Origin of the sequence: Streptomyces sp. C (assembly GCF_000158895.1) — a bacterium.
GTDB lineage: Bacteria > Actinomycetota > Actinomycetes > Streptomycetales > Streptomycetaceae > Streptomyces > Streptomyces racemochromogenes.
Genome location: NZ_GG657751.1, coordinates 276,760 through 289,999 on the forward strand (window position 1 = coordinate 276,760; position 13,240 = coordinate 289,999).

The window sequence follows — 13,240 nt, forward strand, 5'->3', positions numbered from 1 at the left end:
AGGCGCTGAGGCGCTGAGGCGCCCTGGCGCTCAGGGCCGGCGTCCGGCCCAGGCCACCAGACGGTCGATGGCCCGGGCCCCGGGGTCCACGGCCACCGCGTCGGCGAACGGGATCCGCCCGCCGCGGGGTTCGGCCGGAAGGGCGCGGCGGACGACGCCGATCACCCGCTCGATGAGGGCCGGGTCCCAGTCCGGGTCCTGTCCGGTCGCCTTCGCCAGGTCCCAGGTGTGCACCGTGAGTTCGTGCGTGTAGACGGCCGCGGCGGCCGCGCCCGGCAGGACGCCCATCGGCAGGCGCAGCTGCCGGCCGAGGACGCCCGGGTCCGCCCACACCTCCGCGACTTGGGGTGCTGGTAAGAACCGTGTCACCAGCCGCAAACGGCGGTGATCTTGCGAGGGCATCCCTCGTGCGGGTGAGCCCGAGGCTGTACGGCTGCGGTGTGTGAGCTCACGCGAGGACGATCTACGACCGTGGCCCGTACCCCGTTGGACCTGGATGAGCTGGTCGAGCACTGGACGCTGCTGAAGGACGAGCAGGTGCTTGTGTCCGGCAAGCGTGGCGCGACGCGGCTTGGCTTCGCCGTCCTGCTGAAGTTCTACACGCAGCATGGACGGTTTCCCCGAGGCCGGGCGGAGCTGCGTAGCGAGGCCGTGGAGTTCGTGGCCCGGCAGGTGCAGGTTCCTGCGTCTGAGCTGGGTTTCTACGAGTGGACCGGCCGTACGGTCGAGTACCACCGCGCGCAGATCCGGGGGCATCTCGGTTTCCGTGAATGCAGCGTCGCGGACGCGGAGAAGCTGACGGCGTACCTGGCCGAGCACGTTGCGCACAAGGAACGCAGGCCCGAGCAGGTCTGGGTGGAGTTGCTGGCGCGTTGCCGTGTGGAGAGCATTGAGCCGCCCACGCCGGGGCGGTGCGACCGGATCGTCGCGGCTGCCCTGCGGGCGGCCGAGGAGGCGTTGACGGCCCGGATTTCCTCGCGGCTGACCGCGGAGAGCGTTGTGCGCATTACGGCTCTGGTGGCCAGCGGGACCGACCATGACGATGAGGCCGGAGCTGGTGACGGAGGCATCGACGGCGAGGACGGGCCGCCGGTGCTGGGGAAGATCAAGGAGGCTCCGGGCAACGTGAGCCTGGAGACGATGCTCACCGAGATCGACAAGCTCCTGGCGGTGCGGGCAGTCGGCCTGCCTCCGGATCTGTTCATCGACGTGGTACCGAAGGTCCTGGCCGGCTGGCGGGCGCGGGCCGCGGTGGAGTCGCCTTCCCACCTGCGGACGCACCCGGTGCCACTGCGGGTGACCCTGCTGGCCGCGCTCCTGCACGAACGGGAGCGCGAGATTACCGACACGCTGGTGGAGCTGCTGATCTCCACCGTGCACCGGATCGGGGCGCGGGCGGAGAAGAAGGTCACCGAGCAGCTGGTCAACGCGTTCAAGAAGGTGTCGGGCAAGGAGAACATCCTCTTCAAGCTCGCCGAGGCCTCGCTCGGCACCCCGGAGGGGACAGTTCGGCAGGTCGTGTTCCCGGCGGTGTCCGGGGGCGAGGCGACGTTGCGGGAGCTGGTGCACGAGTTCAAGACCCGCGGGCCGGTCTACCGGCGCACGGTGCAGACCACCCTGAAGGCGTCGTACACCAACCACTACCGGCGCGGGCTGATCAAGCTGCTGAACGTGCTGGAGTTCCGCTCCAGCAACCACGCCCACCGGCCGGTGATCGAGGCCCTGGCACTGGTGGCCCGGTACGCGAGTGCCGGGAACACGACGTACTACCCCCTGGGCGAGACGGTGCCGGTCCACAAGGCGATGGGCGGCGACTGGGCGGAGGTCGTGCACCGCACGGACAAGCGCGGCCGGCGACGGGTGGTGCGCATGGTCTACGAGGTCGTCGCCTTCCAGGCTCTGCGCGATCAGCTCAAGTGCAAGGAGATCTGGGTGGTCGGCGCCGACAGGTGGCGCAACCCGGACGAGGACCTGCCGCAGGACTTCGAGGCCCGGCGGGCGGAGAACTACCGGGAGCTGCGCAAGCCGCTGGACGCCTCGGTGTTCATCGACGAACTACGTGGCCAGATGACGGCCGAGCTGTCCCTGCTGAACGAGCAGTTGCCCAAGCTGTCCTGGCTGGACATCGCCGAGCGGAAGTCCGGGGCGATCCGGCTCACGGCGGCTGAGGCCCAGCCCGAGCCGCGCAACCTGCGCAGGATCAAGGGCGAGGTACAGAGGCGCTGGGGCATCGTGCCGCTCGTGGACATGCTGAAGGAAGCGGTGCTGCGGACCGGCTGCCTGGACGCGGTGACCTCCGTCTCCGGCGGCGGCAGCCTCTCGGCGGAGGTGCTGGCCGAACGCCTGCTGCTGGTCATCTACGCGTACGGCACGAACACGGGGATCAAGGCCGTGGCGTCCGGCGGTCACGGGCACACCGAGGACGAGCTCCGCTACGTACGGCGCCGGTATCTATCCGCCGACGCGGCCCGTGCCATCGCCATCCAGATCGCGAACGCCACCTTCGCCGCCCGCAGCACCGAGCTGTGGGGCCAGGGCTCGACCGCGGTCGCCTCCGACTCCACCCATGTGCGCGCCTACGACCAGAACCTGTTCACCGAGTGGCACTCGCGCTACGGCGGCCGCGGAGTGCTCATCTACTGGCACGTGGAGAAGAAGTCCCTGGCCATCCACTCCCAGCTGATCAACTGCACCGCCTCCGAGGTCGCCGCGATGATCGAGGGCGCCATGCGGCACGGCACCACCATGGACGTGGAAGCCAACTACACGGACTCGCACGGTCAGTCGGAAATCGGGTTCGGCATCACGCGGCTCCTGAACTTCGACCTGCTGCCCAGGATCAAGCGGATCAACAAGGTCAAGCTCTACCGACCGGTGGCCGGCGAACCGGACGCCTACCCGAAGCTGACCCCGGCGCTGACCCGCCCGATCCGCTGGGAACTCATCGCCCAGCAGTACGACCAGATGATCAAGTACGCCACCGCGATCCGGACCCGCACCGCCTCCACCGAGGCGATCCTCCGCCGCTTCACCCGCAACGCCTCCCACCCCACCTACGCCGCGATGCTGGAGGTCGGCCGCGCCCAGAAGACCATCTTCGTGGCCCGCTACCTGCGGCTGCGGGACCTCCAGCGGGAGATCGAGGAGGGCCTGAACGTCATGGAGTCCTCCAACGGCGCGAATTCCGTGATCGCCTACGGCAAGGGCGGGGAGATCGCCTCGAACCGGCGCGACGAACAGGAGATGTTCGTTCTGTGTCTTCGCATCCTCCAGTCCGCCCTGGTCTACGTGAACACCCTCATGCTCCAGGACATCCTCAGCGAACCCGAGTGGGCCGACCTCCTCACACCGGCCGACCGTCGCGGCCTGACCCCACTGTTCTGGTCCCACGTACGCCCCTACGGCGAGGTCAACCTCGACATGGACACCCGCCTCGACCTTGCTGCGGTCAAACTTCCAGGCCCCCGAGTTCCGACGGACGCCGCCGACCAACAGTCATCTGAGCGTGCGTGAAGCGTGAGCGTGGTCAGAGGGAGTGGTGGGAGGGAGAAGACCAGATGGGCCACCTACCTTCCGTAAACGTCATGTCGCTACATCAGCACTGCCTTGTGAGACGTCTTCCTTGGAATGCGGCTTCAGGACTCGCCCACGCGTACGGTCCATCTCACGCCACTCCGGCCGCAGCCCAGCCAGATTCGTGGTGAGGAGGTACGCGGCGCCGCAGGCGAGCAGCACCGGCACGAGTCCGACAGCCGTCACCGCCGCCCCGGCGATCAGCCCGCCGAGAGGGATACCGGCCCAGGCCAGCGAGTCACCGAGCGCGTTGACCCGGCCCAGCATCCGGCGCGGTACACGCTCGACGAGGACGGCCCCCAGCACTGGGTTGACGAAGCCGCCACCGAACCCACTGACTGCGAAGACGGCCAGTACCACCCACAACGGGACATCGATGGCGAGGATCAGGAACCTCGGTGCCCCGGCCAGCAGGAACCCGGTGAGAACCACGACCCGCCGCCCCAGCCGGTGCGCGACCACCGCGGCGATCAGGCTCCCACCGACCGCCGCAGCCCCCATTACGCTGCCCATCAGGCCGATCGCGGCCGGCCCGCTGCCGGACTCCCTGGCCCAGACGGGTACGAGCACGGAAGCGAACGCCGCGTCCAGCAGGTTGGTGATGCCGACCATGACGATGACGGTGAGCAGCAGAGGCTCGCCGCGCAGGAAGGCGAAGCCCTCGCGGAACCGCCGCCAGTAGCCCGGTCCCTTTCCCCCGGCCTGCGAGGGGGCTTCCTCGACCGCGTGCCCCATGCCGCGAGGCAGCGCGAGTTTGACGATCACCGATCCGAGGGCGAAGCAGCCCGCGTTGACGGCGAGTCCGGTCAGGGGACCGAGCAGCGCCACCAGGGATCCGCCGACCGCTAGGCCGACGGTGGAAGCGAGCCGCTCGGTCACACCGGCCAGACCGGTGGCCCGCTCCAGTGGCACCAGGCCGCGCTCGGCCGCCTCCGGGACCATCACCTCCTTGGCCAGGTCGCCGGGTCCCCGGGCCGCGCCGATCAGCGCGACTAGGGCCAGCAGGAGCGGAAAGGACAGCAGGTCCAGGGTGTGGAACAGGGGAACCGCGGCGGCGGCGGTCGCGCTGGCCAGATCGGTGGTCCAGGAAACGGCCCGCGGGCCGATCCGGTCCACCAGCGGTCCGGTGAACGCCTTGACCACCACGTAGGGAGTCATCTCGCAGAAGGCGACCAGTCCGGTCTGGGTGGCGCTGCCGGTTGTGACGAGGACGAACCAGGGCAGTGCCACGAGGGAGATCCGAGTGCCGGTCAGCGACACGGCCATGGCCGCCAGCACGCCGACCAGCGGCCGTAAGGACCTCTTGCCGGGTATGCCGCCGGCCTCCGAGGTGTCGTCGGTCATGACGTCGGACTTCCTTCCGCGTCCTGAGGGCCAGAAGGGAGCGAAGCTGCGGCAGGCGCATCCAGTTCGGGCAGGATGTGCGTGATCACGGAGACTCGTTCGGCTCCCTCGGGGGCACTTGCCGCCGTCTCCGGCGTGTCTCGCCGGTAGCGCACGATGACTTCCTTCAACTCCTCATACAGGGTGGCCGTTTCCTCGGGCGTGAGCCGCAGGGACCAGTCGCTCATGTCGAAGGTGTTCCGCCATGCGCGGGGCATCGTCTGGAGCCCGTTGAGGGTCTGCTGCGTGCGCAGGGTGTAGATGGCGGCGACGGACTGCTGGTAGGCCAGTGCGGCCTCGGGTTCCTGTTCGGCCAGCTCCGAATCGTTGAACCAGGTTGTCCGGTGCACGGAACGCCACCAGCGCTCTCGTGCGTTGCCGCGTTCGGTGTCCTCCTCGACGAAGCCCGCCGCGCCGAGCTGCCGGAGGTGGTAGCTGGCCGTACCGGAATTCACGCCCAGCCGCTCCGCGAGGCGGGTGGCCGTCGACGGGCCGTACTTCCGCAGCAGCCCGACCAACTGCACCCGCACCGGATGCGCCAGGGCACGCAGCCCCTTGGCATCCAGGACAACCGAGTCCTCTTCAACGTTCAGGCCGTCCGGCCTCTCCACTGCATCAGCCATGCGGCACACGGTAGACCGCAAAGAGTTCTTCGCAAAGAGTTCTTCGCGAAGAACTCTTTGCGGTTCAATGCGCGATCGATACCGCCGCTCATCTATCGACCGATTGATGAGCAAGATCGGTAAGCGGCTGCACTCGGTCCGATCTGCGCCGGATCATGCCCATAAAACGGTGTCAGAAAGTCGATGTGCTCAAGAACGTGAGGGGCACCGTTTTCTGTACGATCTGGGGGTGCAGCAGCCTTCGGACGATGACGCCGTCGATCTCCTCGCCCCTGTTCCGACCGTGCGGACCGGCGACCTTGTGGGATACGCACGTGTGTCCACCAAGGGCCAGCTGCTCGACCGTCAGATCCACGCGCTCACCGATGCGGGATGCGGCCGGATCTTCTCGGACAAGAAGTCTGGCAAGAACGCCGAGCGCGAAGAACTCTCGAAGGCCCTCGACTACCTGCGGCCCGGCGACACTCTCGTCGTCCCGTCGCTCGACCGGCTCGGCCGCTCCATCCAAGACCTCATCGCCATCGTGTCCGGCCTACGCAAGCGCGGTATCGGCTTCACCTCGCTCCACGAGGCACTCGACACCACCACCCCGGGCGGGCGCCTGGTCTTCCACGTCTTCGCCGCTCTCGCGGAGTTCATCCGCGAACTCATCGTGCAGGGCACCCATGAGGGCCTGGACGCCGCCCGCGCCCGCGGCGCCCGACTCGGCCGCCCGCCGGCCATGACCGAGGAACAGGTACGCCACGCCCGCGACCTGCTCGCCCGCCCCGAGAACACCGTCACCTCGATCGCCAAGCTCCTCGGCGTCTCCAGGAACACGATCTACAACTACGTGCCCGAGCTGAAGGGCGGCCGCCAGGCGCTCACCGAGGCGACTATCACGGCCGAGCTGCCGCGACCGACCCAGCCCAGGGACTGATCACCGCCGTTTGCGGCTGGTGACACGGTTCTTACCGGCACCCCGACTTCGCGGGCGGCCGGCTCCCAGGCCGCCGCCCATCCGCCGTCGGCGACCTCGTCGGCGAAGGACGGGACGCTGAACGGGTCCTTGCCGCGCCCGATCACCGAGATCCGGCGGACGACGGCGACGAGGTGGCTCGACAGCCGCCGTACGTCGAACTCCTCGCAAGGGGTGGGGGCGTCGTACTGCCCGGGCCGGACGGCGGCCAGCGTACGGCCCGCCAGCTCGACGGCGGCGGCGAGGTCGGCCCGCGGATCGAAGGAGGAAGAGGAGGAAGAGGAGGAAGAGGAGTCGGCGGTGTAGTCCGTGGAATCGAACGGGGTCTCGACGGGCCGCTCGGTCTTGTTGATGTCCATGGCTTCATCCTGCGAGCGAAAGTGGCCACCTCCTGGCCGGTTTTCCGAGGAGAATGGGACGCGCCGACGAGGACGCCCGCACGCACAGGAGGAACGAGGCACGTGAGAGCCGACCGGCTGGTGGCGACCCTGCTCTTCCTCCAGGAGCGCGGCCGCGTCACCGTCCCCGAAGTGGCCGCCGAACTGGAGGTGTCCGAGCGCACCGCGCGCCGGGATCTGGAGGCCCTGGCCGCGTCCGGCATCCCCGTCTACTCACAGCGCGGCCGCGGCGGCGGCTGGTCGCTCGTCGGCGGGGCCCGTACGAACCTCACCGGGCTGACCGCCGAAGAGATCCGGGCGCTGTTCCTCGTCACCGGCCCCCTCTCGGCCACCCCCGAACTGCGCACCACCCTGCGCAAGCTGGTCCGCGCCCTGCCGCCGCCCCTGCGGGAGCAGGCCCAGGCCGCGACCCGTGCGGGGGTCGTCGACGCCACGGACTGGTCCTGCAACGCCGTCACCGCCGACGCCGCCCACCGCTCCGCGCTCCACGGCGCCGTCGTGGACGGGATCCGGGTCCGCCTCGGCTACGCCGGTGTCGGCAAGCCGGCCGGCGAGCGCACCGTCGACCCCCTCGGGCTCGTGGCCAAGGCGGGGGTGGACTACCTCGTCGCCGGTACGGAGGAGGGCCTGCGCACCTTCCGGCTCAGCCGGGTCACCTCCGTAGAGCCGACCGGCGAACCGGTGGTGCGGCCGCCCGACTTCGACCTCGCCACGGCGTGGCGGGCCCTGTCGGGGGCCTTCCGGGACGGCATGCACGCGGTGACCGCCCGTGCCCGCGTCCGCCCCGACGCCCTGGCCCTGCTGCAACGTTTCCTCGGCGGCCGCGTGCGCGTCGGCGGTCCACTGCCGGACGGATGGACCGAGGTGTGGGTGGACGGCCCCGCCGCGAAGGCCCTGGCGGGGCATCTGGCCGGGCTGGGCGCGCGGGTCGAGGTGCTGGAGCCGCCGGAGGTACGCCAGTGGCTGGCCCGCATCGGCGCCGAACTCACGGGAACGTACGCGGACGACTGACCGCCCGCCCCGGCGCCGCCCGCCCCGCCGCCGCCTTCGGCGGCGACACCGCGACCGTGACTACTACGCCTTCCGGAAGGACCTCCACTGACCCGTCACCTGCTGTTTCGGTCCTGGGCTGCCATGACCTCATCGCCGTGTTCGAAGGCCCAGGCGCCGAACGCGTCGATCGGGCCGAGCAACGTCCGTCCCAGAGCCGTGAGTTCGTACTCGACGCGGGGCGGAGCCTCGGCGTAGGCGTGTCGTTCCACCAGGCCGTTGAACTCCAGCCGACGCAGCGTCTCGGTCAGGACCTTGGGGCTGATGGCGCCGATGGTCTGGCGGAGTTCGCCGGGGCGCCGGGGACCGTCGCGCAGGACCCAGAGCAGTACGGCGTTCCAGGTGTTGGAGAGGAGGTCAAAGGCGAGGCGGGCCCGGCAATCGGCGAGGTAGTCGTCCGTCGTCACGTACCGAATGGTGCCTGACGGGCTCCCTAATGTCGTCCCGAAGGCGGTTGCGGCAACCGCGGAGAGAGGTGGATCCATGAAGATCGGTGTGCTGGGGACGGGGAACATGGCGGACGCTCTGGCCACGCACTGGGTGCGGGCCGGGCATGAGGTGTTCGTCGGCGGCCGGGACGAGCGGAAGGCCCGACGGCTCGCGACACACGTCCGGGGCGGCGCGGGGCACGGGAGCCTGCACGCGGCGGCGGACTTCGGCGAGGTGGTCCTGGCCGCGCTGCCGTACGGCGCGGGCGAGGACGTCGTCAAGGAGCTCCACGCGACGCTGAGCGGGAAAGTCCTGCTCGACTGTGCCAACCCGGTCGGGCCCGGCTTCCGGCTGCTGACCGACGGCGGCCCCTCGGCGGCGGCCCGACTGGGCGCGGCGGCGCCGGGTGCGCAGGTCGTCAAGGCGTTCAACCTCTGTCACGAGGACGTGTGGCGGATGACTCCGCCGGTCTTCGACGGTCAGCCCCTCGCCGTTCCGGTCTGCGGGGACGACGAGGCCGCGCTCGCCAGGGTGTACGAGCTGGTGCGGGACGTGGGCTGTGAGCCGGTGGCCGCAGGCGGACTGGAACGGGCCGGACTGCTGGAGGCGACCGCCGCACTGTTCATCGGACTGTGGGTGGCGGAGCAGGCGGACGTACGGGCGATCGTGCCGCCGCTGACACATGCGACGGGCCCGGGTGCTGCCGGAAGCGCGTGACACGTACGGCCGTCCGGGCGGCCGGGGCACCGGCGGTGGCAGGGGCACCGGCGGTGGCAGGGGCACCGGCGGTGGCAGGGCCCGCAGCGCCCGCTCAGGTCCGGTGGTCGAGCTCGTCGAGGAGTTCGTCGAAGGAGTCGCGGCGGTCCTTCTCCTGGCGCTCGCGCAGCTTGTCCCGGGATTCCGAGCGGCGCTGCGGCGCGCCGGCCTTGCCGGGGCCCACGCCCTCCCGGTCGGCGCCCGCGGGCTTTCCGGTCTCGTCCTTCGTTCCCATCGCGCGCTCCCGTTCTCCGCTCCGGTGACGTGACGTGCTCGGCAGGCCGGCGACGGACCGGACTGGCAGGCGGTCGGGGGTGGAGCCGCTGGTCCTGGGCAGCTCCACCCGGCCGCGGGGGAGAAGGGGGGAGGCGTCTCCCCCGCGGCCCCTCAGGAAAGCCTCTGGAGGGCGTCTGCCCGCTGTGCCCCGTCTCAGGCATGCGGATCTGCGGGTCGGCCGAGGAGCCCGCACCGGACCGCGGGCGCGTGCGCGTGCGCGTGCGCGGGCAGACCGTTGACCGGTTGCCCGAGCTGCGGCATCCCGCGCCGGCTGTCTCCTCCCCGAGGACGCCCACCCGGCGTGTCAGCGTGCCGTGCGACGATCGCAGGCGTGATCGTTTCTCTGGAATCCCTGCTGCCCTCCGGTGGTACGCACACCTCGACCACCTACGCCGACTGGGCCGCCGCCCACGACCCGGCCGCGGCCGGGGTCGCCCGCGACCTGATCGGGTTCATGAGCACCGAGCTCCGCCGGTCCCACCACAAGCCCGGCGGTTTCGTGGACACGATGGCGTACCGGGCGCGGCAGCTGCCCCCGGCGCACCTGCCCTGGTTCTGGGACACGGTCGGCCACCGCCTGATCGGGTACGGGAGCCGGCCGGGCGGGCGGGCCTACGCGGCGGCGCGCACGGCCGAGGCGGAGCACGGGCTGCCGGTGGATCCCGGCTACCGCCGGGCGAACGCGCTGCTGTTCGCGGCGGGCGGGGCCATGCCGGCCAAGGAGTTCGGCGCCCACCAGCGCTTCCTCACCGCGACGCTGGAACCCGGCGACGCGCACGCGGAACTGGAGAAGTTCCTCACGGCGTGGGCCGGCTCGCGGGCCGACCTGCCGGCGGACCTGGTGCGGCGGGTCCGGGCCTCCGCCAGGGCCGCCGGACACGGGGACGACGAGACCGCGCGGATGACCGGCTCGATCCTGTCGGCCACCCGGAAGAAGTCCGTGCCGGACGCCCTGCTGGACGCGGCGTGCGCGGTCCTGACGGCCCATCCGCCGACGGACGCGGTGTCCGCCGGGCTGGTGGAGGTGTTCCCGGAAGGGGCGACCGACGGCGGGGCGTGGCTGCGGCTGCTCGGCGGCTGCGGCGCGGCCGCGGCGATGGCCGACGGGCGGATCGTGCCGGACGGCGGACTGCAACCGCTGGGTGGGGCACTTCGTGCACATGTACCAGTACACCCGGGCCGGCGGCGGCGGTGTCACGCGCCAGCCGCTGCCCGGCGCATTCCTCGACCTGGTCGGCGTCCTGGGGCCGCGGCTGCGGGCGGAGGGACGCCCGGTGACGGCGCACACCACCCGGCACCACTACCAGGGCTTCGACGCGGACGTGCTGGACGCCCTGCTGGCGGCGGGGGTGGCGGTCGTCGACCCGGGTCCGGAGACGCGGATGCGGTTCTGGGGCGAGCGGTCCCGGCGCGACATGGCCGCGCTGGCCGCCGACCCCGTGTTCGGCCCCCGGCTGGAGGGCACCGTGCACGGACACCTGCTGCCGAACCGGCCGATGGCGCGGGCCCGCCGGGCCGGGACGGCCATCACCCTGCTGCCGGGCAACGAGGGCATCGCCCAGGAGGTCGCCTCGCGCGTCGGCAAGCTGGTCGACACCGTCGGCGGCGGGGGCATGGCCGGGGCCGAGGAGTCCCTGGCGGAGCTGGAGACCCTGCTGGACCGGCCCACGGTGACGGCGCTCGGCGGGATCGCCGACGCCCTGGCCGGAGCGGGCGCGGAGGGCGCGCTGCGGCGTGCGCTGGCCGCCGGCCTGCCGGAGGAGCTGGCCTGGCCCGAGCTGGAGTCGGTGTACGCCGGTTTCGCGTCGGGCGCGGGCCCCGAGCAAGCCGAAGCACCCCTGCCGGGGGTCGAGGGGGTCACCTCCACCTGGCCGGTGCTGACGGTCTTCGGCCGGGACCGGGCCGTGGCCGTCGCCCCCGACGGGGTGCGCGGCTCCTGCCGCTTCACGGTGCCCGAGGACGCGACCATGTTCGCGGTCCACTACGTCGGCGGCTCCTTCCTCGTCAGCTGGACCCTCAAGCCGAGCCCGTACTTCTGCGACACCGCCGTGTGGGCCGACCGGCCCGACGAGCCCTTCGCCCCGGAGCAGTCGAGCGGACTGGTGCCCTTCGGCGGCTCCCTCGACGGGGCGTACGGCTTCCAGTTCGAGACCGCCGACGGGGGCGGGCGGCACTCCGGGCAGCGGGTCCTGCGCCCGGGCGGCCGCGAGGGCATCGACGGCGACGAGCTCCAGCTCGGCGACGGCGCGCGGATCTGGGTCAACGGCGTCTTCAACGACCGGGCGTGGGAATTGGCGGACCCGGTCTCCGGCGAGCCCCGGGGCCCGGTGGCCCTGCCGGACTTCCCGGGCCGCCCGGCCGGCGCCGATCCGGCCGATCCGGCCCGTCCCGCCGATCCGGCTCATCGGGCTGATCCCGCCGACCCCGCCGATCCGGCCCCTCCCACCGCCCCCGCCGATCCGGCCCCTCCCGCCGCCGAGCCGTCCGAGACAGGCATGAGCCTCGCCAGGGAGGCCCTGCAGCTGGCGCCGCTGCCCGACGGCCTGACCGGCTCACCCCTGGGCAGCCGGGACGGCCTGGTCGGCACCCGCATCCTGTTCCGCACCCGGCACCGCGACCACGCACCCGACCACTACCTCCTGGAGAGCATCGACGGCCGCAAGGCCCTCTTCGACATCGACCGGCCGGGGCAGGAGCCGTGGGGCCTGTGGGCACCGCCGGAGGGAGCGGCCCAGGACGTGGTGCTCGCCGAGGCGGAGACCCGGACGGGCGTGCGCGCGTACGCGGCGGACGGCGTCCTGCTGTGGGAGCTGGACGGGCACGCCTCGCCCCGGCACCCGCGGGTGAAGCCCGTCCGGAAGGCCACCGCCTCGGGCGGTGTGGCCCTGCCGCCCGCGTTCTGGTACCTGCTGCGGACCCGGGACGCGGCCGGTTCCCGGGCCCTGCGCGCCGTGAGCCGGGAGACGGCGCAGGCGCTGCTGGAGGCCGCCCGCACCGGAGCGGAGGCGCTGGGGGCAGCGGTGGCCCGCGAGTTGCCCGCCGTCACCGACCCGGTGCTGGCCCGGGCCGTGGCGGCCGTCGCCGCCCGGGCCCTGCGGGTGGAGGAGCGCCGGCTCGCCCTGCACCGCCGGGCGACCCTGCTCGCGCAGGCGCCGCCGGTCCTGCCGCGCCGCTCCGTGCCGGACGGCGAACTGCTGCCCGCGCTGTGCGGGCTGGTGTCGTACGGGCAGAGGGACGCCTGGCGGCGCACCGCGGACGTGGCGTTGCCCGCGACGCTGAGCGCCCTGGTGGCCGACGGCGCCTGCCTGGCGGGGACCATCGCGGAGGAGGTGCGGCGGCTGTCGCCGCCGGCGCCGCCGCAGGACTGGTCGCAGCTGCTCGGCACGATCGACGCGGCGGCCTGGCGGGCGGCGGTGGCCCCCACTCCGGACGGGGAACGGGCCGCGCTGATCGCGCTGCTGGACACCTGGGCCGACCAGCCGTTCGCCCGGGCGGGCGGCCGGTGGTGGGCCGGCCGGGCGGCCGGTGAGGTCCTGGACGGGCTGCGTGCGCGCGGCACCACCGTCGTCTCCGCCGCGGTACGGCCCGGGGGCTCGGAGCGCTGGTTCGTGGCGGCCGCCGTCGGGGACGGGGCGGACGACCCGGTGCCGGCGGCCGCTCCGGGGGCCCGGCCGGTCCGGGTGGAACGGGACGACGCCGCCCGGCTGCGGGCGCTGATCGCCGCCGTCGAGGAGCACGGCCCGCTCCCGGTGCCGGAATCGGCGGCCGCTCGATTCGCCGCGCTGACCGGCGTG

Annotated in this window: 10 protein-coding genes and 1 pseudogene; 5 read left to right on the forward strand and 6 right to left on the reverse strand. The window is 72.3% G+C overall.

All coding sequences use genetic code 11. The annotated features are described in order from the left end of the window. Positions 1–30: 30 nt before the first annotated feature. The gene (locus SSNG_RS34570; protein WP_128637617.1) at positions 31–402 is read right to left on the reverse strand and encodes a TIGR03086 family metal-binding protein; all 372 of its coding nucleotides are present in this window, start codon (positions 400–402) and stop codon (positions 31–33) included. Between the two features lie 69 nt (positions 403–471). Between SSNG_RS34570 and SSNG_RS34575 the strand changes: the two genes are divergently transcribed. After that, positions 472–3,513 (forward strand): Tn3 family transposase, encoded by a 3,042-nt coding sequence (locus tag SSNG_RS34575; RefSeq protein WP_128637618.1) that lies wholly within the window; start codon positions 472–474, stop codon positions 3,511–3,513. Between the two features lie 69 nt (positions 3,514–3,582). On the opposite strand, the gene SSNG_RS34580 is transcribed toward SSNG_RS34575, so the two are convergent. Beyond that, positions 3,583–4,917: an MFS transporter gene (locus tag SSNG_RS34580; protein WP_007268618.1), complete on the reverse strand. Its 1,335-nt coding sequence runs from the start codon at positions 4,915–4,917 to the stop codon at positions 3,583–3,585. Beyond that, positions 4,914–5,579, reverse strand: a complete 666-nt coding sequence (locus SSNG_RS34585; protein WP_042804637.1) for a helix-turn-helix domain-containing protein — start codon at positions 5,577–5,579, stop codon at positions 4,914–4,916. Before SSNG_RS34585 ends, SSNG_RS34580 begins: the two co-directional genes overlap by 4 nt. Before the next feature lie 301 nt (positions 5,580–5,880). On the opposite strand from SSNG_RS34585, the gene SSNG_RS34590 reads away from it, so the two are divergent. Continuing rightward, positions 5,881–6,498 (forward strand): recombinase family protein, encoded by a 618-nt coding sequence (locus tag SSNG_RS34590; protein ID WP_128637619.1) that lies wholly within the window; start codon positions 5,881–5,883, stop codon positions 6,496–6,498. Here SSNG_RS34590 and SSNG_RS41440 read toward each other — a convergent pair. Then, positions 6,408–6,896: a maleylpyruvate isomerase N-terminal domain-containing protein gene (locus tag SSNG_RS41440; RefSeq protein ID WP_042804638.1), complete on the reverse strand. Its 489-nt coding sequence runs from the start codon at positions 6,894–6,896 to the stop codon at positions 6,408–6,410. The two genes, SSNG_RS34590 and SSNG_RS41440, sit on opposite strands and share 91 nt — an antisense overlap. Positions 6,897–6,998: 102 nt before the next feature. Between SSNG_RS41440 and SSNG_RS34600 the strand changes: the two genes are divergently transcribed. Continuing rightward, a complete protein-coding gene (locus SSNG_RS34600) occupies positions 6,999–7,946 on the forward strand; it encodes a WYL domain-containing protein (protein WP_007268622.1) in 948 nt (315 codons plus the stop codon). A gap of 95 nt (positions 7,947–8,041) precedes the next feature. Here SSNG_RS34600 and SSNG_RS34605 read toward each other — a convergent pair whose 3' ends face one another. Beyond that, positions 8,042–8,392: a helix-turn-helix domain-containing protein gene (locus tag SSNG_RS34605; RefSeq protein WP_007268623.1), complete on the reverse strand. Its 351-nt coding sequence runs from the start codon at positions 8,390–8,392 to the stop codon at positions 8,042–8,044. 76 nt (positions 8,393–8,468) lie between these two features. Between SSNG_RS34605 and SSNG_RS34610 the strand changes: the two genes are divergently transcribed. Beyond that, entirely contained in the window at positions 8,469–9,131 is a 663-nt protein-coding gene (locus SSNG_RS34610) for an NAD(P)-binding domain-containing protein (RefSeq protein WP_206731427.1), read from the forward strand. 94 nt (positions 9,132–9,225) lie between these two features. On the opposite strand, the gene SSNG_RS34615 is transcribed toward SSNG_RS34610, so the two are convergent. Continuing rightward, the gene (locus tag SSNG_RS34615) at positions 9,226–9,405 is read right to left on the reverse strand and encodes a hypothetical protein (protein WP_007268625.1); all 180 of its coding nucleotides are present in this window, start codon (positions 9,403–9,405) and stop codon (positions 9,226–9,228) included. A 1,195-nt stretch (positions 9,406–10,600) separates the two neighbouring features. Between SSNG_RS34615 and SSNG_RS42690 the strand changes: the two are divergent. Then, positions 10,601–13,240: pseudogene (locus tag SSNG_RS42690) on the forward strand (hypothetical protein); the annotation flags it as partial.

What these genes read in the sequence shown, in the direction of transcription:
- SSNG_RS34615 (WP_007268625.1), bottom strand. Translation starts at nt 9,405, where the DNA reads ATGGGAACGAAGGACGAGACCGGAAAGCCCGCGGGCGCCGACCGGGAG.
- SSNG_RS34570 (WP_128637617.1), bottom strand. Translation starts at nt 402, where the DNA reads ATGCCCTCGCAAGATCACCGCCGTTTGCGGCTGGTGACACGGTTCTTA.
- SSNG_RS34610 (WP_206731427.1), top strand. Translation starts at nt 8,469, where the DNA reads ATGAAGATCGGTGTGCTGGGGACGGGGAACATGGCGGACGCTCTGGCC.
- SSNG_RS34585 (WP_042804637.1), bottom strand. Translation starts at nt 5,579, where the DNA reads ATGGCTGATGCAGTGGAGAGGCCGGACGGCCTGAACGTTGAAGAGGAC.
- SSNG_RS41440 (WP_042804638.1), bottom strand. Translation starts at nt 6,896, where the DNA reads ATGGACATCAACAAGACCGAGCGGCCCGTCGAGACCCCGTTCGATTCC.
- SSNG_RS34580 (WP_007268618.1), bottom strand. Translation starts at nt 4,917, where the DNA reads ATGACCGACGACACCTCGGAGGCCGGCGGCATACCCGGCAAGAGGTCC.